The sequence below is a fragment of the Ensifer sp. NM-2 genome (genome assembly GCF_003024455.1).
Lineage (GTDB): Bacteria > Pseudomonadota > Alphaproteobacteria > Rhizobiales > Rhizobiaceae > Ensifer > Ensifer canadensis.
In genome coordinates, this window is record NZ_PVZR01000003.1 from 1 (window position 1) to 25075 (window position 25075).

23 protein-coding genes are annotated in these 25075 nt (G+C 62.8%); 14 read left to right on the plus strand and 9 right to left on the minus strand.

Annotation, left to right across the window (positions count from 1 at the left end; translation table 11 throughout):
• Window positions 1-206: 206 nt before the first annotated feature.
• On the plus strand, window positions 207-1139 hold the full coding sequence (locus C6558_RS07350) for a LysR family transcriptional regulator (protein WP_051509174.1): 933 nt from the start codon (window positions 207-209) through the stop codon (window positions 1137-1139).
• 68 nt (window positions 1140-1207) lie between these two features.
• Window positions 1208-1558, plus strand: a complete 351-nt coding sequence (locus C6558_RS07355) for a VOC family protein (RefSeq protein ID WP_025428215.1) — start codon at window positions 1208-1210, stop codon at window positions 1556-1558.
• A 55-nt stretch (window positions 1559-1613) separates the two neighbouring features.
• Here C6558_RS07355 and C6558_RS07360 read toward each other — a convergent pair whose 3' ends face one another.
• Window positions 1614-2897 (minus strand): cystathionine gamma-synthase family protein, encoded by a 1284-nt coding sequence (locus C6558_RS07360; protein ID WP_025427853.1) that lies wholly within the window; start codon window positions 2895-2897, stop codon window positions 1614-1616.
• Between the two features lie 124 nt (window positions 2898-3021).
• On the opposite strand from C6558_RS07360, the gene C6558_RS07365 reads away from it, so the two are divergent.
• The 4 genes from C6558_RS07365 (at window position 3022) to C6558_RS07380 (ending at window position 7845) form a co-directional block, all read left to right on the plus strand.
• Window positions 3022-3480, plus strand: a complete 459-nt coding sequence (locus C6558_RS07365) for an Lrp/AsnC family transcriptional regulator (protein ID WP_025427852.1) — start codon at window positions 3022-3024, stop codon at window positions 3478-3480.
• A 258-nt stretch (window positions 3481-3738) separates the two neighbouring features.
• The gene (locus tag C6558_RS07370) at window positions 3739-5028 is read left to right on the plus strand and encodes a mechanosensitive ion channel family protein (RefSeq protein ID WP_057217674.1); all 1290 of its coding nucleotides are present in this window, start codon (window positions 3739-3741) and stop codon (window positions 5026-5028) included.
• A 313-nt stretch (window positions 5029-5341) separates the two neighbouring features.
• Window positions 5342-5974: a LysE family translocator gene (locus tag C6558_RS07375; protein WP_025427850.1), complete on the plus strand. Its 633-nt coding sequence runs from the start codon at window positions 5342-5344 to the stop codon at window positions 5972-5974.
• Window positions 5975-6153: 179 nt separating this feature from the next.
• Window positions 6154-7845 carry an alpha/beta-hydrolase family protein gene (locus tag C6558_RS07380; protein WP_025427849.1) on the plus strand — a complete coding sequence of 564 codons (1692 nt, stop codon included), beginning with the start codon at window positions 6154-6156 and terminating at the stop codon, window positions 7843-7845.
• A gap of 15 nt (window positions 7846-7860) precedes the next feature.
• On the opposite strand, the gene C6558_RS07385 is transcribed toward C6558_RS07380, so the two are convergent.
• The gene (locus C6558_RS07385) at window positions 7861-8751 is read right to left on the minus strand and encodes a LysR substrate-binding domain-containing protein (RefSeq protein ID WP_025427848.1); all 891 of its coding nucleotides are present in this window, start codon (window positions 8749-8751) and stop codon (window positions 7861-7863) included.
• A 147-nt stretch (window positions 8752-8898) separates the two neighbouring features.
• On the opposite strand from C6558_RS07385, the gene C6558_RS07390 reads away from it, so the two are divergent.
• The 4 genes from C6558_RS07390 to C6558_RS07405 all read left to right on the plus strand — a co-directional run bounded on the left by C6558_RS07390 (window position 8899) and on the right by C6558_RS07405 (window position 11449).
• A complete protein-coding gene (locus tag C6558_RS07390) occupies window positions 8899-9564 on the plus strand; it encodes a cysteine hydrolase family protein (RefSeq protein ID WP_025427847.1) in 666 nt (221 codons plus the stop codon).
• Window positions 9565-9625: 61 nt separating this feature from the next.
• Entirely contained in the window at window positions 9626-9928 is a 303-nt protein-coding gene (locus C6558_RS07395) for a GYD domain-containing protein (RefSeq protein ID WP_038576291.1), read from the plus strand.
• Between the two features lie 11 nt (window positions 9929-9939).
• A complete protein-coding gene (locus C6558_RS07400; protein WP_158071706.1) occupies window positions 9940-10755 on the plus strand; it encodes a transporter substrate-binding domain-containing protein in 816 nt (271 codons plus the stop codon).
• A gap of 22 nt (window positions 10756-10777) precedes the next feature.
• Complete coding sequence (locus C6558_RS07405) at window positions 10778-11449, plus strand: amino acid ABC transporter permease (protein WP_025427845.1); 672 nt, start codon at window positions 10778-10780, stop codon at window positions 11447-11449.
• A gap of 6 nt (window positions 11450-11455) precedes the next feature.
• Here C6558_RS07405 and C6558_RS07410 read toward each other — a convergent pair whose 3' ends face one another.
• Window positions 11456-12322 (minus strand): LysR family transcriptional regulator, encoded by an 867-nt coding sequence (locus C6558_RS07410; RefSeq protein ID WP_025427844.1) that lies wholly within the window; start codon window positions 12320-12322, stop codon window positions 11456-11458.
• 128 nt (window positions 12323-12450) lie between these two features.
• On the opposite strand from C6558_RS07410, the gene C6558_RS07415 reads away from it, so the two are divergent.
• From C6558_RS07415 to C6558_RS07425, 3 genes are all read left to right on the plus strand, one after another.
• Window positions 12451-14898, plus strand: a complete 2448-nt coding sequence (locus tag C6558_RS07415; protein WP_057217677.1) for an FAD-dependent oxidoreductase — start codon at window positions 12451-12453, stop codon at window positions 14896-14898.
• Window positions 14895-17342 (plus strand): FAD-dependent oxidoreductase, encoded by a 2448-nt coding sequence (locus tag C6558_RS07420; RefSeq protein WP_057211084.1) that lies wholly within the window; start codon window positions 14895-14897, stop codon window positions 17340-17342. Before C6558_RS07415 ends, C6558_RS07420 begins: the two co-directional genes overlap by 4 nt.
• A 250-nt stretch (window positions 17343-17592) precedes the next feature.
• Window positions 17593-18879, plus strand: coding sequence for an aromatic ring-hydroxylating dioxygenase subunit alpha (locus C6558_RS07425; protein WP_025427841.1), 1287 nt, complete (start codon window positions 17593-17595; stop codon window positions 18877-18879).
• A gap of 164 nt (window positions 18880-19043) precedes the next feature.
• On the opposite strand, the gene C6558_RS07435 is transcribed toward C6558_RS07425, so the two are convergent.
• The gene (locus C6558_RS07435) at window positions 19044-19487 is read right to left on the minus strand and encodes an Lrp/AsnC family transcriptional regulator (protein ID WP_225906328.1); all 444 of its coding nucleotides are present in this window, start codon (window positions 19485-19487) and stop codon (window positions 19044-19046) included.
• 114 nt (window positions 19488-19601) lie between these two features.
• On the opposite strand from C6558_RS07435, the gene C6558_RS07440 reads away from it, so the two are divergent.
• Window positions 19602-20186, plus strand: a complete 585-nt coding sequence (locus C6558_RS07440; RefSeq protein ID WP_025427839.1) for a cysteine hydrolase family protein — start codon at window positions 19602-19604, stop codon at window positions 20184-20186.
• A 24-nt stretch (window positions 20187-20210) separates the two neighbouring features.
• Here the strand turns inward: C6558_RS07440 and C6558_RS07445 are convergent, their stop codons facing one another.
• The 5 genes from C6558_RS07445 to C6558_RS07465 form a co-directional block, all read right to left on the minus strand.
• Window positions 20211-20732 (minus strand): hypothetical protein, encoded by a 522-nt coding sequence (locus C6558_RS07445; protein WP_107027132.1) that lies wholly within the window; start codon window positions 20730-20732, stop codon window positions 20211-20213.
• A gap of 160 nt (window positions 20733-20892) precedes the next feature.
• Window positions 20893-22038, minus strand: a complete 1146-nt coding sequence (locus tag C6558_RS07450; RefSeq protein ID WP_025427837.1) for an ABC transporter substrate-binding protein — start codon at window positions 22036-22038, stop codon at window positions 20893-20895.
• Window positions 22039-22040: 2 nt separating this feature from the next.
• Complete coding sequence (gene fhuF, locus C6558_RS07455) at window positions 22041-22793, minus strand: siderophore-iron reductase FhuF (protein WP_025427836.1); 753 nt, start codon at window positions 22791-22793, stop codon at window positions 22041-22043.
• A 289-nt stretch (window positions 22794-23082) separates the two neighbouring features.
• On the minus strand, window positions 23083-23574 hold the full coding sequence (locus C6558_RS07460; RefSeq protein WP_084814687.1) for an ester cyclase: 492 nt from the start codon (window positions 23572-23574) through the stop codon (window positions 23083-23085).
• 67 nt (window positions 23575-23641) lie between these two features.
• Window positions 23642-25069: a gamma-aminobutyraldehyde dehydrogenase gene (locus C6558_RS07465; RefSeq protein WP_025427834.1), complete on the minus strand. Its 1428-nt coding sequence runs from the start codon at window positions 25067-25069 to the stop codon at window positions 23642-23644.
• Window positions 25070-25075 lie beyond the last annotated feature (6 nt).

A 25075-nucleotide genomic window follows, 5' to 3' on the forward strand; every position in this document is an offset into this window, starting at 1 on the left:
TTGTTGAGATCTTCGAAACCCCAATAAGGTAAGCCGAAAGGCCGGAAGCGTGACTGTCCCTCGATCATCACCTGCATCTCAATGGTCCGTTCTCTCCTGGGACGCGGCTGCTTTCATGCCACCTCCTGTGTTAAGGAGCCGCTGTAGCAAGGCCAACGATCGCTGGAAAATGATCGCTCCTCATCTCGCATTGAACGGAATTCAGCATGCTCGACTGGCGTCGCATCGACCTCAACAATCTGAAAGTGCTGCATGCACTGATGCTGGAACGCCATGTCGGGCGGGCGGCGGTGCGGCTCGGGGTGACGGCGTCGTCGATCAGCCACAGGCTGCGGCGCATGCGGGAGGATTTTTCCGACGAACTGTTCGCGCGCACGCCAACCGGCATGGCGCCGTCGCCGCGGATGGAAGAGATCGCGGTGCCGCTCAGCGAGATGATTGCCAGCATTACGCTCGCGGTTTCATCCGGCGCTTTGGAAGCGTTGCCCCAGGCGCGCCGGTTTACCCTGGTGGTGCCCGACGGCCTGCGCCAGCAGTTGCTGCCGGTGCTGATCCAGGGCGTGCAACAGGACCATGCGTGCCATAGCCTGGAGATCCGCTCCTTCGAGCGCCGCTCCTACGCCACCGAACTGTCGCAGGGCGAAGTCGATGCGGTCATCTCGGTCGGCGGCGATCGTGACGACCGCAGCCTCGTTGACCGGACCCCGGTTGCGATCGACCGCCTCGTCTGCCTGTTCGGTCCGCTCTGCCCGTTGGCTCCGACGGATGAGGTCACGGTCGAAGGCTATTTGTCAGCCTCGCATCTCTATTCGTTGCCGTGGCCGGTCTCGGACAACCATTTTGATCGGCTGCTGGCGCGGGACGGGCGCTCGCGCCGTATCATGCTCATCATGCCATCGCATCTGGGGATCGGCGATGCACTGACCGCGAGCCGGCTGGTCGCCACCGTTCCGTCGTCACTCGCCCGGCATCTGGCGGGCCTGCATCCGGCGCTCGTCATCCGCCCGCTCGCAATCGACGGCACCGAGGGAACGGTCTTTCTGGAGACCTCGCGCCAGCAGCAGCGGCGGCCGGAGATCGCGCGCTTCAAGGCTGTGGTCGAAACCGCGATCCGGACCGTGCTGCCGCGATCGGAGTAGGCACCACTGCTCTTGGCAAACTTGTCGTGGCGATACAGATTGCCGAGTGGCAAAACCGGGAGGACGACATGGCAGTCAAACGTATCGTGTCCAATCTTTACGCGTCAGATCCGCAGGCCGCGCACGCCTTTTACGCAGATCTGCTCGGGCTCGAGCTGGTGATGGATCACGGCTGGATTCTGACATTCGCGGCCAAAGGGCAGACGGCATTGCCGCAGGTGAGCGTGGCGAGTGAGGGCGGGAACGGCACGCCGGTGCCGGTGCTTTCGATCGAGGTTGACGATGTCGATGCGGTCTATGCCCAAGCCCGGGAAAAGGGCGTGGCGATCGTCTATGACATTACCGATGAGCCCTGGGGTGTCAGGCGCTTCTATCTCCGCGACCCGTTCGGCAACGTGATCAACATCCTGTCCCATTGAGCAGACCGGTCGCGAAGGCGTCGGCGGCCGGTCTGCTGATGTCAGGTTCTCGAAATCAGGCGAGCGTCAGCGCGTTGGCGAGGTCGGCGACCAGATCGTCGGGATGTTCGATGCCGATCGAAAGCCGGATCGTCGTGTCGAGAACGCCGATCCGGCGGCGCACGTCGATCGGCACGCCGGAATGGGTCATCGCCGCCGGGTGGCTCGCCAGCGATTCCGTGCCGCCGAGGCTGACGGCAAGCTTGAAGATCTGCAGTGCGTTGAGGAAGCGGAAGGCCGCTTCCTGGCCGCCTGATATATCGAAGGAGAAGGTCGAGCCGGCGCCAGTGCATTGCGCCGCATAGGCCTTGCCGAGCGGTGAGGCTTCGTCGTGGAAGGGCAGGTAGTGGATACGCTCGACCTTCGGATGGTCGCGCAGGAACTCGGCGACGACGCGGGCGTTATCGTTGGCCTTGTGCATGCGCACCGACAGGGTTTCGAGCGAGCGGCCGAGCATCCAGCAGGAATGCGGATCGAGCTGCGTGCCGATGGCGCCGCGCAACGCCTTCACCTGCTTCATCACCGCCTTCGAGCCGAGGGCTGCGCCGGCGATGAGGTCGGAGTGGCCGCCGACATATTTGGTCAGCGAATAGAGCGAGATATCGGCGCCGTGTTCGATCGGCCGCTGGAAGACCGGTCCGAGCAGGGTGTTGTCGCAGGCGATCACCGGCGTGTGACCCTGCTTGGCGCCGATCGCGTCGGCGACGCGGCGGATCATGGCGACGTCCACCAGGCTGTTGGTCGGATTGGCAGGCGTTTCGATGAGAATGACCGAGACGCGGCCCTTGGCCATCGCCTCTTCGGCGGCCGCGGTCACCGCCGCCTCGTTGACGCCATCGGCAAAGCCGACGGCCGAAACGCCGAGATTGAGGAAGGTTTTCGCCAGCAGCGTTTCCGAACCGCCATAGAGCGGCTGGCTGTGCAGCACCGCGTCGCCGGGCTTGACGAAGGCGAGCAGTGTCGTGGCAATCGCCGACATGCCGGAGGAAAACAGCGCGCAGCTTTCCGTGCGCTCATAGACGGCAAGGCGATCTTCGACGATTTCGCTGTTCGGGTGGTTGAAGCGCGAATAGACAAGACCAGCGCCGACACCCGCCGGCGGCTCGCGGCGGCCGGAGACGAAATCGAAGAAGTCGCGGCCTTCCTCGGCCGAACGGAAGACGAAGGTGGACGTCAGGAACACCGGCGGCTTGACGGCCCCCTCCGACAGTTCAGGATCGTAGCCATAGTTCAGCATCAGTGTTTCGGGATGCAGCTTGTGGTTTCCGATATGAGTCTTGTAGGGGTGCGGCGCGGTCATGGCTTTCTCCTGAAGCGAAACGGGGCGACTGACAGGCAAATTATATCAGACGCCTGGACCGATCCTTGCTATTTGCGATCACATACCCTTGAGTTGCGCAAACTATTGCCAGGACTGAAGGAATATGACGCAGAAAATTGCCGATGAAACCGACCGCCGAATTCTGAAGGAATTGCTGGCCGACGCGCGCATCACCAACAACGAGCTCGCCGAGCGCGTCGGGCTATCGGCGTCGCCTTGTTTGCGCCGGCTGCGGCGGCTGGAGGAGACCGGCGTGATCCGCGGCTATACCGCCTTGATCGACCCGGCGGTCGAGGGCTGGACGATGACGGCGATCGCGACCGTCAGGCTCAGTCGTCAGCACGAGGACGAGATCGTCATGTTCGAGCAGGCGATCCGCGGCTGGGACGAAGTGCTCGAATGCCACCTCGTCACCGGCTCGCGCGATTATGTGCTGAAGGTGATGAGCGCCGGGCTCGAACAATACGAGCGCTTCATCAAGGAGAAGATCGCGCGGCTCAAATGCGTGGCCTCGATCGAGACAAGCTTCGTCATGAACACGATCAAGGAGCGGCGGATCTGAGAGGACTGCGCTGTATGCGGGTCGCATTTTCCCGACGCGACCGCACCAGGTTTTCGGGCGGCGGCTTTGAAAGTGCAAAGGGTGCGCTAGATTCAAAAGAGAGCGTCCCTGGATCACGATGATTTTCGGTCGATCGACCCACGATCATGAACGTGATCGATTCTGGCTAGGGCGGGATGCGGGCGGAAACCGCGCCCACTTTTCCTCACCCCGCTCTCGTGCGCTCAGATGGACGCATGGCGCTCGCGGAGAAAGGCGATGGATTTCGTAGAAGCGTTCGACGCCGTTGGTTCCTGGATGCGGACGGTCCTTCTCAACGAGTGGACGTTCTATCAACTCGCCCTGATTGTCGCCGGCTACCTGGTTTGTGGCCTCCTGGCAAAGCGGATAGAGCCGGCAGTCGAAGCTCGCGCACGCACCATCAAGGGCAATCCGGACTTGCTGCGCGTCATCATCGCTTTCATGCGGCGGCTACGGTGGCTATTTCTGATTATATGGCTGTGGATCGCCGATGCGATGCTGTTGCGCTTTGGATGGCCGTCATACCGATGGCTGGTCGGCACCGCGCTTACGCTTACGGCGGCGTGGTTTGTTATCTCGGTCCTCACGCGCATCATCAGAAATCAGACGCTGGCGCGTGTTGTTGCCGTCACTGGCTGGATCTACTTTGCGCTCTACGCGATTGGCCTCGATCGCGTGATCCTGACGACGCTCGATGGCGTGGCGTTCAATCTCGGCGCGGTTCGCCTTTCGCTGTTGCTTGTCTTGAAGGCTATCGTCCTTTCCTTTGCGCTGATCTGGCTCGCCGTCCTGTTCGGTAACGTCTCGGCGCATTGGATACAGAGGTCTGCGGATCTCACCCCCTCCTTCAAGGTCCTCATCAGCAAATTGGTCAAGATCGCATTGATCTGCTTCGCCGGCTTAATCGCCCTGAACGCCACCGGTATCGACTTGACCGCATTGACGATCTTTTCCGGTGCCGTCGGTGTCGGCATCGGCTTTGGCCTGCAGAAGGTGGTCTCCAACTTCATCTCGGGGATCATTATCCTGCTCGATAAATCCATCAAACCGGGCGACACGATCACACTCGGCGATACCTTCGGCTCGGTCCGCGACCTGCGATCCCGGTTCGTCTCGGTGATCACGAGAGACGGCAAGGAATACCTCATTCCAAACGAAGACTTCATTTCGCAGCAAGTCGTGAACTGGTCGTTTTCCAGCGACTATGTTCGCATCGAGATCGACTTCGGAACATCCTATGACAGCGATCCGCACGAGGTCGCGCGCATCGCCATCGAGACCGCCGCATCGATTCCGCGGGTCGCCAGCACCTATGCCCGGCCGGTCTGCTGGATGACCGGTTTCGGTGCATCATCGCTCGATTTCAAATTGAGGTTCTGGATTTCCGATCCGAGCAACGGGCTGACGAATATTCGCGGTCAAGTGCTGATGGCGCTATGGGATGCGTTCAAGGCGGCCGGCATTTCCATCCCGTTCCCGCATCGTGAAATCATCATGAAGACACCTGTCGAGGTGACCCGCGCGTGAAGCGGAACGCCGCTACGCGGGTGGTGTGGAGGACGATGAAACGCCCGACGCTGCACGCGTCTTGGGCTCGCAACACCGGACTGGACAACTATGGGAGGCGACGTTGCGGCCTGCGCGTCGGTCGCCCTCGGCTGGGAGATGCGCGCCGCATTCCGGCTTGTAGATTCCAAAACGGCAGGCAGGTGGGCGTGGCAAGGTCGGGCCGGCCCGCAATGTCTGCGTGCGCGCATTGGCCCATTCGCCTTGCCAAGCAAGCGCAGGCATTGTCTATTGCCAGCTTATCCGCACCGTCCAGCCTATCGGGAGCACATCGATGCCTTCAATGGAACTGCTGTTGGCTTTCCTCGCCACCACGGCGATCTTCGCCTATATCCCCGGTCCTGCGATGCTCTATGCGGCGGCGCAGACGATGGCGCGCGGCCGCTGGTCCGGATTGATGGCGACGCTTGGCATTCACCTCGGCGGTTATGTGCATGTTTTCGCGGCGGCTGCCGGCCTGTCGGTGCTGTTTCATGCGGTGCCGGTGCTTTACATGGTCGTCAAGTTTGCCGGTGCGGCCTATCTCGTCTGGCTCGGCATCTCGCTGTTTCGCGCCAAGACGCAAGGGGAGCGCGCCTTGCCCGGCATCCAGGCGAAATCCGGCCGGCGCGCCTTCTTCGAGAGCATCACCGTCGAAGTGCTGAACCCGAAGACGGCGATCTTCTTCGTCGCCTTCCTGCCGCAGTTCATCGATGCATCCGCGGCGTTTCCGGTCTGGCTGCAGTTCGTCATCCTCGGCACGATCGTCAACCTGATGTTTTCGTCGGCTGATATTGCCTGCGTCATCCTCGCGGGCGTGCTGATCACCCGGCTCAAGCGTTCGAGCATGGCGCAGCGCGCCATGCAACGCGTCGGCGGTGGTGTGCTCGTCGGGCTCGGCGTTCACCTGGCCTTCCAGAAGAGCTGATCCGCACCCACCGCGTGTAAGGGGATGCCGCATTCGCCGCTTTGGCAAGGGTTGTCGCGCCCGTAGCGGTTGCAGGGCCGATACGAGGTTGTCGGCGCGGTGACTGGCGGTTATCAATCGGGTAACGCGTCGATCGGAATGGCGCGCTCGATGAACGACCGTGAACAAGGAGCCTGCCGGTGGATCACCTTCAAGAGACAGGTCTGCGCGTGGCAAAGTGGCCCATTCCACAGTTCGTGTCCGGGCATAGGGCGTCGTTTTCGACGACGGGCCTCATCGTCGGGGTGCTGTTTTTCGCTGCATCGCTGACGCCAAGCCTGATCCCGCGCCCCTATGTCATCCAAGCGGTCATCTCAGGTCTTTCGCTGTCTGCCGGCTATGCCATCGGCGTGTTCCTTCGTTGGCTGTGGTCGTTTCTCGAGCTGCCCGATGTGCGGCCACGGACCGGGCTGATCCTCAAGCTGGTGGCTGCCCTCGGCTGCACCGCCGTTGCACTCGCCTTCCTCTGGCGGGCGGCGGCGTGGCAGAATACCGTGCGGAACCTCATGGGCCTCGACCCGGTCGAGAGCGCGGAGCCGCTGAAGCTTGGCCTGATTGCCGTGCTCGTCTTCATCTTCATCGTCCTGCTGGCACGGCTGTTTCGGTTGACGTTCCGCGTTCTCGCCAGGCGCTTCGAGTATGTGTTGACGCGGCCACTGGCAAAGCTCGCCGCAGTAGCGGCGGCAATTGCACTGTTCTGGTCGGCCACCGACGGGGTGATCTTCCGCTACGCTCTGCATGCGGCCGACAGCTCGTTCCAACGGCTCGACGCGCTGATCGATCCTGATGTGGCGCCGCCGACTGACCCGATGAAGACGGGCAGTGGCGCGTCGCTGATGACCTGGGATGAACTCGGGCGGCAGGGACGCCAGTTCATCGCGTCAGGGCCGAGCGCCAAGGACATCGGCGCCTTCTTCAATGGCGGGGCGAAGGAGCCGCTGCGGGTCTATGCCGGGCTCAATTCGGCCGAGACGGCAAAGGAGCGAGCGAAGCTCGCGCTCGAAGAACTGAAGCGCGTCGGCGGGTTCGAGCGCTCCAACCTTATGATCGTTGTGCCGACCGGAACGGGCTGGATCGATCCGCCGGGGCTCGATTCGCTCGAATATCTGTTGAAAGGCGACGTCGCCAGTGTCGCGGTGCAATACTCCTACCTGACGAGCTGGCTCTCTCTGCTGGTCGAGCCGGAATATGGCGCCGAGACAGCCAACGCCCTGTTCGACGCGGTTTACGGCTACTGGACGACGCTGCCCAAGGACAAGCGGCCGCGGCTCTATCTCTACGGCCTCAGCCTCGGCTCGATGAATTCGCAGGGTTCGGTCGACCCGTTCGACATCATCAGCGATCCGTTCCAGGGCGCGCTCTGGGTCGGCTCGCCGTTTCCGACGAAGACCTGGCTATCGATCACCCGCAATCGCAATCCAGGGTCTCCGCAATGGCGCCCGCTCTATCGCGACGGATCGGTGATCCGCTTCACCAACCAGGCGAATACGCTTGATATTCCGGGCCCTGAATGGGGCAATGTCCGCATCGTCTACCTGCAATATGCCAGCGACCCGATCACCTTCTTCGATCCGTATTCCTTCTACCGCGAGCCGGACTGGATGAAAGCGCCGCGCGGGCATGACGTCTCGCCCGATCTTCGATGGTTTCCTGTCGTGACGATGTTCCAGCTTCTGGCCGACATGGCGATGGGCACGACGACGCCGATCGGCTACGGCCACGTCTATGCGCCGGAACACTATATCGATGCGTGGATGCAGGTTGTCGATCCGCCGGGCGTAACCGCGGATGATGCGGTGCGGCTGAAGGCGCTGCTCAAAGGGCGCTATTGAAGGGTACGGCGCCAGTCAGTCGCCACGCAGGTGGGCGGCGATCTGGTGGGCAAGCGCCTGGATCAGCGGTTCCTCGGCCTTCTCCGTCGGACAGAGAAGATAGTAGCCTGCTGATGCCGGTATCGCCGTCGGGAACGGCTGGATCAGCCGGCCTTCCTGCAGGTAGGAGCGGGTGAGAACGTCCGAGACGAGCGCAATGCCCTGTCCCTGCAGGGCGGATGCGACGGCGACGGCGACCGAGGGCACCCGAACGCTGCGGCTGCCTTCGAGCGAGATGCGCGAGGCGGCCGACCAGCGCGTCCATTCCCGCCCGTCATCCTCATGCAGCAATGTGACGTCGCGCAGCTTCCTGTCGCGGTGCGAGCCTTCCAGCCGCGGGAACAATAACGGCGAACATATGGTCCTGAGCTTCACGTCGCTGACCACCTGCCACCACAGGCCGTCGAAGGGCGGATTGTCGTAGACGATCGCCAGGTCGACATCGTCCCAGAGGACGTCGCTTGCGCGAATGCAGCTGCGCATGGCGAGATCGCTGACGCCGCGCGCATCGGCGAACTGCACCAGGAGGCTGGCCATCCAGGCGATCGCCAGCGCCGGCGGCAGGGCGACCGTCAGCTTCTTCTGGTGGTTTTCGAGCTGCCGCTCGGCACCATTCTCGACCGCGACGGCAAGATTGCCCATGGCATGGGAGACGGTCTGGGCGAAATCACGTCCGGCCGCCGTCAGGCGGATATTGCGTCCCGATTTCTCCAGAAGTGTCAGCCCCGTCGTCTCTGAAAGCCGGCGCAGCTGCAGCGATACCGCGCCGGGGCTGAGGCCCAGTTCGTCGGCCGCCTGGCGCACGGAGCCGATCCGGGCGACGGCTTCGAAGGCCCTGAGATAAGGCAGGAAATGCAAAGCTTTCATTCGAACTTCCGCCTTGATTGACAATCGACTGTCGCGTGCAAAGCAATGGCAATTGTTTAGCAAAACTAGACAATATCAAGCACAAAAAATCGCTATTCCCAATCGATTTTTGCTCCTATGAATTGGATCGGAGAGAGGGAGACATGCATGATCGAGGCCCAACCATTTGATTTTCCTTATGACGGAAAGCTGGTTCCGTCGCAGACCGCGCTGATGGTGATCGACCTGCAGATCGACTTCTGCTCGCCCGACGGCTACTTCGCTTCGATGGGCTATGATCCGGCGCCGCTTAGGGCAATTCTGCCGGCCGTCAACCGTGTCATCGCCGCGGCGCGGCAAGCCGGATGCCTGATCATCCATACGCGCCAGGGCTATCGTGCCGACCTCGCCGACATGACGCCTTACGAAAAATGGCGCCGCAAGCGCTCGGGGCTGGAAAACACCGAGGTCCTGCTGCGCTCGAGCCCCGGCTTTCAGCTGCTACCCGAGCTCGATGTCGCAGACAGCGACGTCATCATCGACAAGACCTGCAACAGCTCGTTCACCTATACGGATCTCGAGCATGTGCTCAGAGCGCAGGGCATCACCCATATGCTGTTTACCGGCTGCACCACCGACGTCTGCGTGCATACGACGTTGCGCGAGGCCTGCGACCGCAATTTCCAGTGCCTGACGATCTCGGATTGCTGCGCCAGCGGCGAGCAATGGGCGCATGAGGCGGCGATCAACATGATCTCGATCGAGAACGGCATCTTCGGCACGGTCTCGACCAGCGACGCGGTCATCGCCGGCCTGGCAAAAGCTAGCCGCTAACACTGACGCCAACACCACATCACCGGTTCTGATGCCAACCGTTTCAACGGAATGATGCCCCATGCAACGATATATCTCGCTAATGAAACTGACGGCCAAGGGATTGGCCGAACTCGCCGACAGCGGCGCGCGGCGCAAGGTGAGCGAAGACCGCGTTTCTTCGCTCGGCGGCCGCTCGGTCGCCTTCTACGCCACGCTCGGAACCTATGATTTCGTCCAGGTTTTCGAGATGCCTGATAATGCGTCGATGATGCAATACGTGCTGACGGCACGACGCGACGGGTTCGTCGACCCGCTTATCCTTCCCGCCTTCGACAGCCAGACCTATGGCGACATCGTCGGGCGCGTTTCACCAACACAATGAGGGGAATAGAGATGATCAGACTGGCATCGCATGCAACCCTTCTCGGAACCATCCTGCTGTCGGCGGGGCTTGCCCAGGCGGAGCCGCCGGCTTTTGCCGCCGATGGCGATATCGGTGTGTGCACCACCGCGGCCTTTCCGCCGCTGACCTTCAAGGAAAGTCCGGCCGATCTAACCCCGACCGGCATCGATATCGAGATCGTCGAAGCGCTCGCCGGTCTCTGGAATGCCAAGGTCAACTATACCGTCACGGAGTTTGCCGGGCTGTTGCCGACGCTCGGGGCCGGGCGCTGCGACTTGATCGTCAGCGGCATCTACATCAACGCCAAGCGCCGCGAGACTTATGACGGCGTGTCCTACATGAAATCGGCCACCGCGATGGTGACCAAGGCCGGTAGCGACACAATCAAGGCGCCGGAGGATCTGAGCGGCAAGGTGATCGCGCTCGAAGCCGGCGCCTACTACAAGCAGGAGCGGATCGAGCCCCTGAACAAGGAACTGATCGCCAAGGGTCAGCCGCCGGTCGAGGTCCAGGAATATCCGACCCAGCAGGCGGCCTACCAGCAGGTCCTCGTCGGCCGCGTCGATGCGACGATGACCGAAGAGGCCGAAGGCGCCTACCGCGCCTCGCGTTCCGACGGGACGCTGCAGCTTCCCTACACGTGGGCATCGGATTTCACCTACGGCATCTACAGCCGCCAGGAAGGCAGCGATGCGGCCGCGGTCAAGGCTGGGCTGAAGGCCCTGAAGGAGCAGGGTTTTTTTGCCGGCATCGCCAAGAAATACGGGCTGAACCCGGCGCTGTTCGACGTCGATTACGATCGTTGAGGCTTGAAAAGGTGGACAGGGCATGAACTTCGACACGAAACTGTTTCTGGATGCCCTGACCATGCCGGTCATGTTGCAGGGGGCGGCCATCGCGATCCTGCTGTCCATCCTGGTTCAGGTCGCCTCGTTTCTGCTCTGCCTGCCGCTCGCCGTCGCCCTGAACTCGATGGCGGCGGTGCGGCGCACGGCGGCCCAGCTCTATGTCTGGCTGTTTCGCTCGTCGCCGCTCATCCTGGTGCTGCTGATCGTCTGGAACGGTGCGCCGCAGCTCTTTCCCGGCCTGACGCGCGCGCCCTGGTACACGCCCTTTGCCGCCGCCTTCATCGCCTTCACGCTGGTGACGACCGCCTATATGGCCGAAGCGATGCGCGGGGCGCTCGCGGCGATCGGCCAGGGGCAGACAGATGCGGCACGCGCGCTCGGGCTCAACCGCCTGCAGACCTTCGGCCTCGTCGTCCTGCCGCAGGCCTTGCGCATCGTCATGCCGGTGCTCGTCAACGAGTTCATCAACCTGATCAAGCTGACCTCGCTTGCCTATGTGATTTCGATGCGGGAGATCATGGCCGTCGTCAACGACGCGATCGCGTCGAGTTTCCGCTTCGTCGAATGGTATTCGGCAGCACTCGTCTACTATCTTGCGATCGTCTCGATCCTGATGTTTTTACAGCGGCTGATCCAGCGCCGAATGGCGTAACGTACATTAGGCTTCCTCCTCATTTCCTGCGGAAAGCAGCACCTCCATCGCACCGATGATCTTGCGGTGCTGATGGGCATGACGGGTGCGCAGACTGGTGGCGGCGTAGACCGTCTGCGGGATCACCGGCGCATCGGCAACAAGGGCGACGTGGCCGGATTGCGTCAGCCGTCTGGCCGTTGCGGTGGTGACATAGGCGGCTCCGCCGAGCGAATGCAGGAGCATGGTGATCGCCATGTTCTGGCCGGTCGCAACAGGCGCTGCGGAGAGATGCGGCAGAGCCAGCCGGTGAGCGCGATCGAAGGCCGGCGAATAGATCGCCTGGATATAGGTCTCGACCCTGATATCCGATAGCGCAGCCGCTTCCGTGCTCACCATCATGTAATGCAGATCGCCGATCCTTTCGTAATGAAGATCGGGCAGATAGTGCGGGGTATAGAGCATGGCGAGGTCGAGGTTGCCGGCGCCGAGATCCCGGTTCATCTGGTTGGAATAATCCGCTTCCATGTAGATTTCGGTTGTCGGCAGCTCACGCCTGATCGTGAATAGCCATTCGCCGGCAAAGGCTTCGGCCAGATCGTGCTGGATGCCGAGCCGCATGGAGCGCTCCAGCGCGCCGGCATTGGTGACCGCGCGCGTTGCCTCATGCCACTGGTTTTGCAAGGCTATTGCGTAGTCTAGAAACCTGAGTCCGGCGGCTGTCGGCACGGTTCCACCCTTGTTGCGGGTAAAGAGCTTGCGATTGAACTGTGCCTCCAGCGCCTTGACGCGGTGGGAAACGGTGGACTGGGTGATGTTCAGCCGCTCGGCCGTGCGGTTGAAGGAACGGGTTTCCATCAGGTCCAGAAACGTCTCGATCAGATCCACTTGCATCGGCATCCCATCCGGTTTCGAAGTTCCACTCAATCTAATCGAATTCTTCGATCAATAAAGCCTGTTTCCATCGCTTGATGGCGCCTCGTTTCGACGGCAAGAATTCCGGCAAAACGAGGGAACAGTGCATGTCGAATTTGCCGTCTCACGCGCGTGTCGTGATCATCGGTGGGGGAGCGATCGGCGCTTCCTCGCTCTACCATCTTGCCAAGGCCGGCTGGACCGACTGCGTGCTTCTGGAAAAGAACGAGCTGACGGCCGGATCGACCTGGCATGCGGCCGGCAACGTGCCGACCTTCTCGTCGTCCTGGTCGATCATGAACATGCAGCGCTATTCCGCCTCGCTCTACCGCGATCTCGGTGCGCTCGTCGATTATCCGATGAACTACCACGTCACCGGCTCGATAAGGCTCGGCCACTCGAAGGAGCGGCTGCAGGAGTTCAAGCGTGTCGTCGGCATGGGTCGCTACCAGGGCATGGACCTCGACATCCTGACGCCCGACGAGATGCGCAGCCGTTATCCGTTCCTCGAAACGCACGAGCTGACCGGTGCGCTCTACGACCCCTATGACGGCGACATCGACCCGGCGCAGCTGACGCAGGCGCTGGCCAAGGGCGCGCGCGACATGGGCGCAAAGATCATCCGCTTCTGTCCCGTTACGGCGGCGCGCCGCGAAAACGACGAATGGGTGATCTCGACGCCGCAGGGCGAAATCCGCTGCGAATACGTCGTCAACGCCGCCGGCTACTATGCCCGCGAGGTCGGCAAGATGTTCGGCCGCGACGTGCCGATGATGGTGATGAGCCATCAGTACGTGCTGTTCGACGAGATCCCGGAACTGGCCGCCTGGTCGAAGGAGGTCGGACACAAGCTGCCGCTCTTGCGCGATGTCGACAGCTCCTATTATCTCCGCCAGGAGAAGAACGGCATGAACCTCGGGCCCTATGAGCGTAACTGCCGAGCACACTGGACGACATCAGACGATCCGATGCCCGAGGACTTTTCGTTCCAGCTCTTCCCTGACGATCTCGATCGGCTGGAATGGTATCTGAACGACGCTGTCGAGCGCGTGCCGATCCTTGGGACCGCGGGGCTGTCGCGGATCATCAACGGCCCGATCCCCTATGCGCCCGACGGCAATCCGCTGATCGGGCCGATGCCCGGCGTGCCGAACGCGTTTGAGGCCTGCGTCTTCACCTTCGGCATCTGCCAGGCCGGCGGCGCCGGCAAGGTGCTGGCTGAGTGGATCACCGAGGGCCAGACGGAATGGGACATGTGGTCCTGCGATCCACGCCGGTACACCGACTATACCGACCAGGACTATTGCATCGCCAAGGGCATGGAGATCTACGGCCACGAGTACGCGATGCATTTTCCGAAGCACTATTGGGCGGCGGGTCGCGGCAAGAAGCTGTCGCCGATCCACGACCGGATCCAGGCACTCGGCGCGCAATTCAAGCCCTATAACGGCTGGGAACGGGCGATGTGGTACGCCAAATCAGGTGACGACACCTCCGAAGAGGCAACGCAGACCTGGGGGCGGGCGGGGCCGTGGGCCAAGCGCATCGAGGAAGAGTGTCTCGCCGTGCGCGATGCCGCCGGCATCCTCGACCTGCCGGGGTTCTCGCGCTTCCGGATCAAGGGCAAGGGCGCGACCGAATGGCTCTCGGGCCTGATCACCGGCCGGGTGCCGAAGCCGGGCCGCATCGGCCTTGCCTATTTCTCCGACGACAAGGGCCGCATCGTCACCGAAATGTCGGTGATGATGCTGGACGAGGATTTCTTCTTCCTGATCACGGCGGCAACGGCGCAGTGGCACGATCTCGAATGGCTGCAGAAACATCGGCCCGCCGATGCCGCGTTCACGCTTGACGATGTCACCACGCAGTTTAGCTGCCAGATCCTCACCGGGCCGAAATCGCGCGACATCCTTGCCGATGTCAGCGATGCGGATCTCGCCAAGGGCTGGCTCACGCACCAGACAGCGCAGATTGCCGGGCGCTACTGCCAGTTGGTGCGGGTATCCTTTGCCGGTGAACTCGGCTGGGAGATCCACACCAAGGTGGACGATACCGCCGCGATCTTCGATGCCGTCTGGGCTGCCGGAGAGAAACATGGCCTGAAACCCTTCGGCATGGAGGCGCTCGACAGCCTGCGCATCGAGAAGGGCTACCGCGCCTGGAAGGGCGACCTTTCCACCGATTACACCATCCTGCAGGGCGGGCTGGAGCGCTTCGTCGACTGGGCAAAGCCCGGCTTCAAAGGCAAGGCGGCGCTGGAGCGCGAAAAGCAGCAGGGTGTCAGCAAACGTTTCGTCACTTTGACAGTCGCCGCCGACGGCTGCGACGCGCCGTATATGTCGACGCTCTGGTCGGACGGCCAGGTGGTGGGCGAAACGACCTCGGGCAACTGGGGCTACCGCGTCGGCAAGTCGATTGCGCTCGGCATGCTGCGCGCCGATCTCGCCGTGCCCGGCAACGAGATCGAGGTCGAGATCTTCGGCGACCGCTTCAAGGCGACCGTCGAGGCCGACCAGCCGCTCTGGGATCCCTCCAATGAAAGACTGCGCGCATGACCAAGCCGATTCCCTCGAAAGCCCGGGCAGTCATCATCGGTGGCGGCGTCTCCGGCTGTTCGGTCGCCTATCACCTCGCCAAGCTCGGCTGGACCGACGTGGTGCTGCTCGAACGCAAGCAGCTGACGTCGGGCACGACCTGGCATGCGGCCGGCCTGATCGGCCAGCTACGCGCCTCGCAGAACATGACGCGGCTGGCAAAATATTCCGCCGACCTCTACGTCAAGCTGGAGGCCGAAACCGGCATCTCCACCGGCATGCGCCAGAACGGTTCGATCACCGTGGCGCTGACGGAAGAACGCAAGGAGGAGATCTACCGCCAGGCTTCGCTGGCGCGCGCCTTCAACGTCGATGTGCGTGAAATCACGCCTGACGAAGTCAAGGCGATGTATCCGCATCTCAACACCTCGGATGTGAAGGCGGCGGTGCATCTGCCGCTCGACGGCCAGTGCGACCCGGCCAACATCGCCATGGCGCTCGCCAAGGGTGCGCGGCAGAACGGCGCGACGATCATCGAGGGCGTCAAGGTGACCGCGGTTCTGAAGAAGGACGGCCGGGTAACGGGCGTGACCTGCGAGCAGAACGGCGAAAGCTATACGATCGAAACCGACAACGTCGTCAACTGCGCCGGCATGTGGGGCAGGGAGTTCGCGCGACAATCCGGCGTCACCGTGCCGCTGCATGCCTGCGAGCACTTCTACATCGTCACCGAGGCGATCCCCGGCCTCAAGCGCCTGCCGGTGCTGCGCGTGCCGGATGAATGCACTTACTACAAGGAGGATGCCGGCAAGATGCTGGTCGGCGCCTTCGAGCTGAAGGCCAAACCCTGGGGCATGGACGGTATCCGTGAGGATTTTTGCTTCGACCAGTTGCCAGACGATTTCGACCATTTCTCGCCGATCCTCGAAATGGCCGTCAACCGCATGCCGATGCTGGAGACGGCGGGCATCCATACCTTCTTCAATGGGCCGGAAAGCTTTACGCCGGACGACCGCTACTATCTCGGCGAGGCGCCGGAAGTGAAAGGCTATTGGGTCGCGGCCGGCTACAACTCGATCGGCATCGTATCGTCAGGCGGCGCCGGCATGGCGCTCGCCCAATGGATGAACGACGGCGAGCCGCCCTTCGATCTCTGGGAGGTCGATATCCGCCGGGCACAGCCCTTCCAGAAGAACCGCGCTTACCTCAAGGATCGGGTCTCTGAGACGCTGGGGCTGCTCTATGCCGACCATTTCCCCTATCGCCAGATGGCGACGGCGCGTGGCGTGCGCCGCTCGCCGCTGCACGAGCATCTGAAGGCGCGTGGCGCGGTCTTCGGCGAAGTGGCCGGCTGGGAGCGAGCCAACTGGTTTGCGAATGACGGCCAGGAGCGCGAATACCGCTACTCCTGGAAACGGCAGAACTGGTTCGAGAACCAGAAGTCCGAACATCTGGCGGTTCGCAACGGCGTCGGCCTGTTCGACATGACCTCCTTCGGCAAGATCCGGGTGGAGGGGCGCGATGCGCTTTCCTTCCTGCAGCGGCTTTGCGCCAACGAGATGAATGTCGAGGCCGGCCGTATCGTCTACACCCAGATGCTCAACGGCCGTGGTGGCATCGAAAGCGACCTCACGGTCACGCGCCTTTCTGAAACCGCGTTCCTGCTCGTCGTTCCGGGCGCCACGCTTCAACGTGATCTTGCTTGGCTGCGCAAGCATGTGCGCGACGAGTTCGTCGTCATCACCGATGTCGGTGCCGGCGAAAGCGTGCTCTGCGTCATGGGGCCGAAGGCGCGCGAACTGATGCAGAAGGTGAGCCCGAACGATTTCTCGAATGCGGCGCATCCCTTCGGCACGGCGCGCGAAATCGAGATCGGCATGGGGCTCGCCCGCGCCCACCGCGTCACCTATGTCGGCGAACTCGGCTGGGAGCTCTACGTCTCGACCGACCAGACGGCGCATGTGTTCGAGGCGCTGGAGGAGGCGGGGCAGGATGTCGGGCTGAAACTCTGCGGCATCCACACGCTCGACAGCTGCCGTATCGAAAAGGCCTTCCGCCATTTCGGCCACGATATCACCGACGAGGACCATGTGCTCGAAGCCGGGCTCGGTTTTGCGGTGAAACCCGACAAGGGCGATTTCATCGGTCGCGAGGCGGTGCTGGCCAAGCACAATCGCGGGCTTTCGCGCCGGCTGGTGCAATTCCGGCTGGCCGATCCCGAGCCTTTGCTCTTCCACAACGAAGCGATCGTGCGCGACGGCCAGATCGTCGGCACCATCACCTCGGGCAACTACGGCCACCATCTCGGCGGTGCCATCGGCCTTGGTTATGTGCCGTCGGAAGGCGAAAGCGACGCCGACGTGCTCGGCTCCAGCTTCGAGATCGAGATCGCCGGCACGCGGGTGAAGGCGGAGGCGTCGCTGAAGGCGATGTACGATCCGCGTTCCGAGCGGGTGAGGATGTAACGACGGCGTTTGAGGCTGCCCCTCATCCGGCCTGCCGGCCACCTTCTCCCCGTTTGACGGGGAGAAGGAGACGTGTGGCGACCGCCGTGCCTGAGTAAGGGCGCGGTTGAGGTGCGGGTGGAGCGCTCTCCCTCTCCCCCGCGTGCGGGGAGAGGGTGGGGGTGAGGGGCAGCCTCGTACATCAAGGCAAATTTAGCATGCGCGCGCCGGGACGCGGTTCTTCCGGTTCTTCTTTCAGGAGTTCAGGGCCATGTTCGCATCGGACCTTTCCAATACGACTGTCGCGGGCGACCGCATCGATCAGCTGGTCGCTGCGCATCGGCCGGGCCATGGGCTGGTGCGGGCCTTCTACCACGACGAGGATATCTACGAGCGTGATCTCGACCGGGTGTTTCGCCGCCATTGGCACTGCGTCGCGCATGAAAGCGTGATCCCCAACCCCAATGACTTCGAAGTCTTTCGCATGGCCGCCGAGCAGGTGATCGTCACCCGCACGGCCACGGGCGCGATCCATGCGATGCTGAACGTCTGTCGCCATCGCGGCGCCGAGGTCTGCACCAAGGAAAAGGGCAACGCCCGCGCCTTCGTCTGTCCCTACCACGCCTGGACCTACGGCAATGACGGTGCGCTGAAGGCGGCGCGGCTGATGCCGAAGGATTTCAAGCGTGAGGACCATGGGCTGAAGAAGCTTCATGTGCGCGTCGTCGAGGGGCTGATCTTCATCTCCTTTGCCGAACAGCCGCTCGATTTCACCGAGGTCGAGAACCTGCTGCATGCCACCTGCGGCCAATATGGCTGGGCCGAGGCCAAGGTCGCGCACCGGCAGTCCTATCCTGTCGACGCCAACTGGAAGCTCGCGGTCGAGAACTATGTCGAGTGCTACCATTGCGGCCCGGCGCATCCTGAGTATTCCGAGACGCACGCGCTCGAACAGCCGTTGCACATGATCGAGGAGCTGAACGCCAAGATGGAGGCGCGCACCTGCGCTCTCGGCATCGAGGTCGGTTCCGGCGATCACTGGCAGAGTTCCGCCGGCGGCAAGGAGACGGTGCATGCCTTCCGCTATGCGCTCTATGACGGCGTCAAGACCGGCAGCAAGGACGGCCAGCCGCTTAGCACCCTGATGGGCCGGTTCAGCGATTTCGACGGCGGCGTCACCTCCATCCACCTCGGCGGCACGACCTTCCTCGTCTGCTATCCCGATCACGGCATGATCTACCGCTTCATTCCGAAGACGGCGGGCACCTGCGAAATGGAGCTGATCTGGCTTGTCGACGGCAAGGCCGAGGAGGGGCAGGACTACGACCTCGAAAAGCTCACCTGGCTGTGGAAGGTCACGACCGATGAGGACAAGGCGATCATCGAGCACACCTCGCGCGGCGTGCGCTCGCATTATTTCGTGCCGGGCCCGATCGCGCCGATGGAGCAGAACGAGCTGCGCTACATCAACTGGTATCTCGACGAGATCAGCCGGCCTTCGCAACCATCATCCCTGTTCTTGTCACAGGGATCCAGCAGCGCCGCGTCGGCGGTGTGAAAGAATTCTGAAAACGCCTGATGTGACGAAGAATGTCACTGACGGCGCGGACGCGCCGTCGCTAGATTCCTGTGACGAGCACAGGAATGAGGTAGGTATCCGTGGTCTCAGTTGCGGCATGGAGGCCGAAACAACGCCAGGCATCGTCTATCGGCGCAGCGCGATCAGTCACGCCTATCGAAATGGGTGCGCAGCGCCACATGGGTCTGCACGGTGGCGACGCCCGATATCAACGAGATCTGCCGACGGATGGTGTCAAGATCGCCGTTCGAAGCGCATTCGACCAGCAGCATCAGGTCGGTCTCTCCGGCGAGCGACCAGCAGCTGACGACCGGCGGCATGCCGGCGAGATGCGGTACGATGTGGTCGCAGTTCTTACCGGGCTGGAAGGATATCGCGATCAGCGCGCGCACGACCGGCGCCTTGTCCTCGATGCCGATGCGGATCGTATAGCCGGCGATGACGCCCTTGGTTTCGAGCCGGCGCAGACGTTCATGGGCGGCGCTGCGTGACAAGCCGGCATGGCGGGCAAGCGCCACCAGGCTCTGGCGCGAATCCTGCCGCAGGGCGGCCACCAGCAGCCGGTCCTTTTCATCAAGTTCGGTCAATGTGTCGTCCCCTTGGTCATTTTGCCGGACAATCGTCCGGTCTTCCGCCATCATGTCCAGTGAAACCGGACGATAGGACGGCTAGCTTCCCGAGGCAATCAAGGAGCGTTAGCCATGACCATTCCGAGACTTCCCGACAATGCCGTCCTCATCCCGATCGACATGCAGCAGGCATTTGATGCCGCTCCCTGGCCGCCACGCTGGAACGGGGACGTTGACAACAACGGCCGCGCCTTGCTTGCCGCCTGGCGCGCGGCCGGCCGGCCGATCATCCATGTGCGGCACGACAGCGTCGCGCCGGGCTCGACCTTGAGGCCGGGTGCGTCTGGCAACGCGCCGCGCCCGGGCTTCGAGCCCGTTGGCGACGAACCGCTCGTCAACAAGAGCGTCAACGCCGCCTTCATCGGCACCGATCTCGATCTTCGCCTGCGCCGGCTCGGCGTTGATACGATCGTCCTCTTCGGCATCTCGACTGATATGTGTGTTTCGACCTCGGTGCGGGTCGGCGCCAATCTCGGTTACCGGGTGGTCCTGGTGGAAGATGCCTGCGACTGCTTCGACCAGCCGGATGGCGACGGCGACATGATTCCGGCGCGGGACATCCACCGTGCCCATGTCGCAACGCTGCGGGCGGAATTCGCGGAGGTGACGACCACGGCGGCAATCATTTCGGCCATGCGGCCGGCGTCGGCAGCGTAAGGACGCCGCAACGCGTGCAGTGGCTTATCGGCTGGCGGCGCCGCGGACTTCCAGCACCTGGTAGGTCCATTTCGGCGTCGTCAGGCTTTCGCCCTCTCGGCTCGGGAAAGTGAGGAAAGTCTCGAAAGGCCTTGCCTGGCCGACGGGCACGCGGGCGAGAACCAGGGCTGAGTCGTCGCCGATCTTCGCGCATGCGTCCTGCGGGCAGTCTTCGAGCGTCACGGAAAGCCGGAAATATTCGAGCGGTGTTGCGCCATTGTTGCTGACGGTGCCGCGCAGGCGGAAGCTGCGCTCCGGCTGGCTTTGTTCGAACGTCATGCCGTCGAGGCTGATGTTCTGGGCGGCCGGAGCCGCCGGGGCCGTCGCCACCGGCTCAGGTGCTGCAGCCTTGCGCTCGCCGCGGTCGCTGATCCAGACGACGAAGGCAGAGAGCAGGGCGATCGCCACTGCGACCGAGAGGATGGGCTCGGCCCACCGGCGAAAGCGGCTGAAACGCGGCGCCAGATACACGATCGCCACGCCAACCAACGCTACCAACCAAAGCATGAAGCTCCTCCTCGTCGACCCTTATATAGTGTGAGGAGCGGGTGGCAACATCGCGTGGCTCTGGTCGAAGGTCACGCTTGCGACATTTGGTGGATTGAACGGCGAGCGATTTCGTCAACCCCTTGCGGCGATTGCAAATGTTGCGGGCTTTTGGGCGCTTCTACCGGGGCGTAACGGCCCCAAGGCTGACGGTATAGGTGCCCTCGAAAGGAACGGCTGCGAAGCGTTCGTTGATGTCGGCGAGGCTCTTTTCCGGGTCGAGATCGGCGAAGATGTCGGGCCGCAGCCAGTGGGCGAAGGCTTCGGCAGCGACAATATTGAGCGGGATGGCGTTGAAGAAGTTCCAGACGCCATGGACGCGGCCGTTCTCGACCGCCGCAACGCTCGATAGCGCCGGCGTTGCGACGGCCGCAGCCAAGGTCTGCTGCGCCTCTTGCCTGGCAACGCCGGGACCGATGGAGAAGCCGCTATAGGTGCCGCCGGGCGAAGAGGTGGCGATGTAGACGTCGGGGTTTGCCGCCATCACCGCTTCTGCATTGACGGTGCCGCCGACGCGCGGCAGCGCGCCTTCGGCGATGTTGCGGCCGCCGGCGATCGTCAGGAATTCGCCGAGCCCACCGACGCCATAGGCCCAGCAGCAACGGTCAGGCTTGGGAAACGCATCCATCAGCACGGTTGGGCGCGGTTCGGGCTTGGCGGCGACACGGGAGCGGATCAGCGCCAGCTTGTCTTCGTAGTAGCGTGCGAAGGCTTCGGCCTGCTCGTCGCGTTCGAAGATACGCCCAAGGAGCCGCATCATATCCGGCGTGCTCTTCAGGGGATCGCTGTTGAAGTCGACGACGATGACCGGCACGCCGGTGCTGGTGAGATAGTCGATGGCGCGCTGGCCCGGCTCGGTGTCGGCCTGCCAGTTGGCGAGGATCGCGAGGTCGGCCTTCAGCGTCAGCAGCGTTTCGAAAGACAGTGCGGCGCCGGTGCCGCCGTCGTCGATCAGCGGCACGTCGGCGATTGCAGGAAATTTTTTGCGAAAGCTCTCGTAGATCTCAGGGTTGTCGCCCTTCATGTCTCCGGACCAGCCGGCCAGCAGGCTGACGGGGTCCGGATGAATGAGCGAAAGCGCGACCAGGTTGAAGCCGCTGCCAAGCAGGATGGCTTTTGGCCTTTCCGCTAACGTCACCTCGCGCCCGGCCGCGTCCTTCACCGTCAGCGGCCATCGGTTTTCGGCCCGGGCGCCAGTGGCGAAAAGCGTGGTGGTGACGAAGATGGCCAGCAAGGCCCGGACCGTGGATCGCGATAGGAGAAGCAAAACTACTGTTTCCGTTGGGTGGGAAGGGCGCAGAGGCTGCCGCAGCTGCGGACCCCCGGCAGCAGATAGCGCAGGCAGCAGATCTTGCGCCGGCACACCCGCGCACCGTCCTCTTCCTCGTGACGCAGGCAATCGAAGAAGGGGTTGGGCGAGCCGTCGGGCAGGGATCTGCTGCCGATGAGGGCTTCGGCCTGGGCATGAAGCGGCTCGACGCCGGCGGCGCGCAGGGCATAGTCGATGTAAACCAGCGCGTTGTTCCAGGCGAGTTTCGGCGCGATGCCGCCACTCGACTTGAGGTAGCCGACCACTTCGCGCAGGTGCTCGCCCATCAGCGGCGCCAGGGTGGCAAACACGTCGTCGTCATCGCCCGCCTGCCAGTTACCGGCATCGGCGACGCCAAAGGCGCGGGGCAGGCCATCTTCTGCCAGCGCCACCTTCATGCGGTTGAAGGCGACCGGCAACACCTGATGGTCGAGCACGCGAGCAACGAGATAGGGGATGGTGAGCGCCGAGAAGTAGTAGAGCGACCACATGGAGGCGATCGCGCGGCGGTCGGTGCCGCCGGACCTTTCAGCGTAGGTGTCGAGGGCGCGGTCGAAGGCGCCGGAGGCGAAGAACTCGGGCAGGACCATGCCGTCGGAAAGATCGTCCGACAGCACCATCTTTTCGTTGCACCAGGCGTGCGGGCCGGAAAAGGCAGCAGACAGAACCTTGGGGGCGCCTGTCTCCATGATCGCTTCGGATACGGCAGTCATTGGGGCACCCGCGTGTGGCCCGTGGCCGGCCCACTGCCGTTGCGAGGCCTGCCGCGCGGAGCCGTCGCGAACACAAATGCGGGGGCGGACAGACGCCATCTTGCAACCATGCGACACCTTCTGAACGGGTCAGACATTCATAAGATGATCGTGTTACTCATGTTTATTCGTTGTGCAAGTTATTTTATGAGTTTTGTCCGCATGTTTTAATGCGCGGGCGAGGCGCGAGACAGCCGCAAGCTCGGGCTTGCGGCTACTGAAGGGCCGGTGCCGCGGGCTCGACGGCCGCCTACATCAGGCCGAGCTGCTTGTAGAAGCCGAGCGCGTCGTAATAGTCGCTTTGAGTGGCGATCTTGCCGTCCTCGACCGTGAAGACCGAGGCGCCGGTGAACTTGAAGCTCTTGCCGGTCGCGGCCGTGCCATCGGCCCAGGCGCCTGAGTTGGTGCCGGAGAATTCCCATTCGAAGGAGACCTTGTCGCCGGCGGCGATGGGGTCGCCTTTCATGGTCCAGACGGCGTCGGGAACCGCATTCAGGAAATTGTCGATGACACCGGTCTTGGCGGCATCCTTGCCGGTGACAGGCTTGCCGACGGACGCGTCGTAATAGGTGACGTCGTCGGCGAAATAGGATGCGGCCTTGCTCGAGTCATGGGCATTCCACGCTGCGACATAGGCACCGACGACATCAGGCGCCGCGTCGGCGGCGAGGCCGGCGGGCGCCAGAAGAAGTGTGCTCAGACCCAATGCACCTGCAGCAGCAAGCAGTTGACGGCGATACATGGCATTTTCCTCCCGTTTATCTTCGTTTGCATGCTTTGTCCGCACCGCGGCCAACGTCCTGCCGGCGTCAGCCGTGGTTGATCATGATGTGACGGACAGCAGTGTAGTCCTCGAGCGCATAGACCGACATGTCCTTGCCATAGCCCGACTGCTTGACGCCGCCATGCGGCATCTCGTTGGTCAGCATGAAGTGGGTGTTGATCCAGGTGCAGCCATATTGCAGGCGCGAGGCGGCCTTCATCGCCTTGGAGATGTCCTTCGTCCAGACCGAAGAGGCGAGGCCATAATCGCTGTCGTTGGCCCAGCCGACGGCATCGTCCTTGCCGGTGAAGCGGGTGACCGAGACGACAGGGCCGAACACCTCGCGACGGACGATCTCGTCTTCCTGCGTCGCGCCGGCAATCACCGTCGGCTGGAAGAAGAAACCGTCGGCGCTGCCAGGAGCACCGCCGGTGGTGATCTCGATATGCTTCTGGTCGGCCGCACGTTCGACGAAGCTTGCGACGCGATCACGTTGGCGCCGCGAGATCAGCGGGCCGATCTCGTTTTCGGTGTCGTCGGCGAGATTGTAACGGATGGTGGAGACGGCCGAACTCAGGTCGGCGACGAGCTTTTCGTAGATGCCGGCTTCGGCATAGATGCGGCAGGCGGCGGTGCAGTCCTGGCCGGCATTGTAATAGCCGAAGGTGCGGATGCCGTTGACGACGGCTTCGAGGTCGGCGTCGTCATAGACGATGACAGGGGCCTTGCCGCCGAGCTCCAGATGCGTGCGCTTCACCGTCTTGGCGGCGGCCGTCAGCACCTTCTTGCCGGTGGCGATGTCGCCGGTGATCGAGACCATCGCGATCTTCGGGTGGTTGATCAGCGCGTTGCCGACGGTTTCGCCGCGGCCCGTGACAACGTTGACCACGCCTTCCGGCAGGATGTCGGCGAGCAGACGGGCGAGCTTCAGCGCCGTCAAAGGCGTCTGTTCGGACGGCTTGAAAACGACGGTGTTGCCGCCGGCAATCGCCGGTGCCAGTTTCCACGCCATCATCATCAGCGGGTAGTTCCAGGGCGCGATCGAGCCGACGATGCCAACCGGATCGCGACGAACCATGGAGGTATGCCCCGGCAGATACTCGCCCGATGTCGGCGCGTGCAGATTGCGGATGGCGCCGGCAAAGAAGCGCCAGCAATCGACGATCGCCGGCAGTTCGTCGTTCTTCACCGCATTGATCGGCTTGCCGCAGTTGAGCGCTTCAAGGGCTGCGAAATCGTCGGCGTGCTTTTCGATCGCGTCGGCGATCCTGAGCAGGTAACCGGAGCGTTCGCCGGGTGTCGTCATCGACCAGGAGACGAAGGCGCGTTCTGCCGCGCTCACCGCCGCCTCGACCTGAATGTGCGAGGCTTCGGCGAGGTCGATGATCTTTCCGCCGGTGCGCGGGTTCAGGATATGCTCTTCGGCCTCGGTTCCGGCTTCGAAGCGCGATCCGATCAAAAGCTGGGTGTCCATGTCTGT

What these genes read in the sequence shown, in the direction of transcription:
- C6558_RS07350 (WP_051509174.1), top strand. Translation starts at nt 207, where the DNA reads ATGCTCGACTGGCGTCGCATCGACCTCAACAATCTGAAAGTGCTGCAT.
- C6558_RS07355 (WP_025428215.1), top strand. Translation starts at nt 1,208, where the DNA reads ATGGCAGTCAAACGTATCGTGTCCAATCTTTACGCGTCAGATCCGCAG.
- C6558_RS07360 (WP_025427853.1), bottom strand. Translation starts at nt 2,897, where the DNA reads ATGACCGCGCCGCACCCCTACAAGACTCATATCGGAAACCACAAGCTG.
- C6558_RS07365 (WP_025427852.1), top strand. Translation starts at nt 3,022, where the DNA reads ATGACGCAGAAAATTGCCGATGAAACCGACCGCCGAATTCTGAAGGAA.
- C6558_RS07370 (WP_057217674.1), top strand. Translation starts at nt 3,739, where the DNA reads ATGGATTTCGTAGAAGCGTTCGACGCCGTTGGTTCCTGGATGCGGACG.
- C6558_RS07375 (WP_025427850.1), top strand. Translation starts at nt 5,342, where the DNA reads ATGCCTTCAATGGAACTGCTGTTGGCTTTCCTCGCCACCACGGCGATC.
- C6558_RS07385 (WP_025427848.1), bottom strand. Translation starts at nt 8,751, where the DNA reads ATGAAAGCTTTGCATTTCCTGCCTTATCTCAGGGCCTTCGAAGCCGTC.
- C6558_RS07390 (WP_025427847.1), top strand. Translation starts at nt 8,899, where the DNA reads ATGATCGAGGCCCAACCATTTGATTTTCCTTATGACGGAAAGCTGGTT.
- C6558_RS07395 (WP_038576291.1), top strand. Translation starts at nt 9,626, where the DNA reads ATGCAACGATATATCTCGCTAATGAAACTGACGGCCAAGGGATTGGCC.
- C6558_RS07400 (WP_158071706.1), top strand. Translation starts at nt 9,940, where the DNA reads ATGATCAGACTGGCATCGCATGCAACCCTTCTCGGAACCATCCTGCTG.
- C6558_RS07405 (WP_025427845.1), top strand. Translation starts at nt 10,778, where the DNA reads ATGAACTTCGACACGAAACTGTTTCTGGATGCCCTGACCATGCCGGTC.
- C6558_RS07410 (WP_025427844.1), bottom strand. Translation starts at nt 12,322, where the DNA reads ATGCAAGTGGATCTGATCGAGACGTTTCTGGACCTGATGGAAACCCGT.
- C6558_RS07415 (WP_057217677.1), top strand. Translation starts at nt 12,451, where the DNA reads ATGTCGAATTTGCCGTCTCACGCGCGTGTCGTGATCATCGGTGGGGGA.
- C6558_RS07420 (WP_057211084.1), top strand. Translation starts at nt 14,895, where the DNA reads ATGACCAAGCCGATTCCCTCGAAAGCCCGGGCAGTCATCATCGGTGGC.
- C6558_RS07425 (WP_025427841.1), top strand. Translation starts at nt 17,593, where the DNA reads ATGTTCGCATCGGACCTTTCCAATACGACTGTCGCGGGCGACCGCATC.
- C6558_RS07440 (WP_025427839.1), top strand. Translation starts at nt 19,602, where the DNA reads ATGACCATTCCGAGACTTCCCGACAATGCCGTCCTCATCCCGATCGAC.
- C6558_RS07445 (WP_107027132.1), bottom strand. Translation starts at nt 20,732, where the DNA reads ATGCTTTGGTTGGTAGCGTTGGTTGGCGTGGCGATCGTGTATCTGGCG.
- fhuF (WP_025427836.1), bottom strand. Translation starts at nt 22,793, where the DNA reads ATGACTGCCGTATCCGAAGCGATCATGGAGACAGGCGCCCCCAAGGTT.
- C6558_RS07460 (WP_084814687.1), bottom strand. Translation starts at nt 23,574, where the DNA reads ATGTATCGCCGTCAACTGCTTGCTGCTGCAGGTGCATTGGGTCTGAGC.
- C6558_RS07465 (WP_025427834.1), bottom strand. Translation starts at nt 25,069, where the DNA reads ATGGACACCCAGCTTTTGATCGGATCGCGCTTCGAAGCCGGAACCGAG.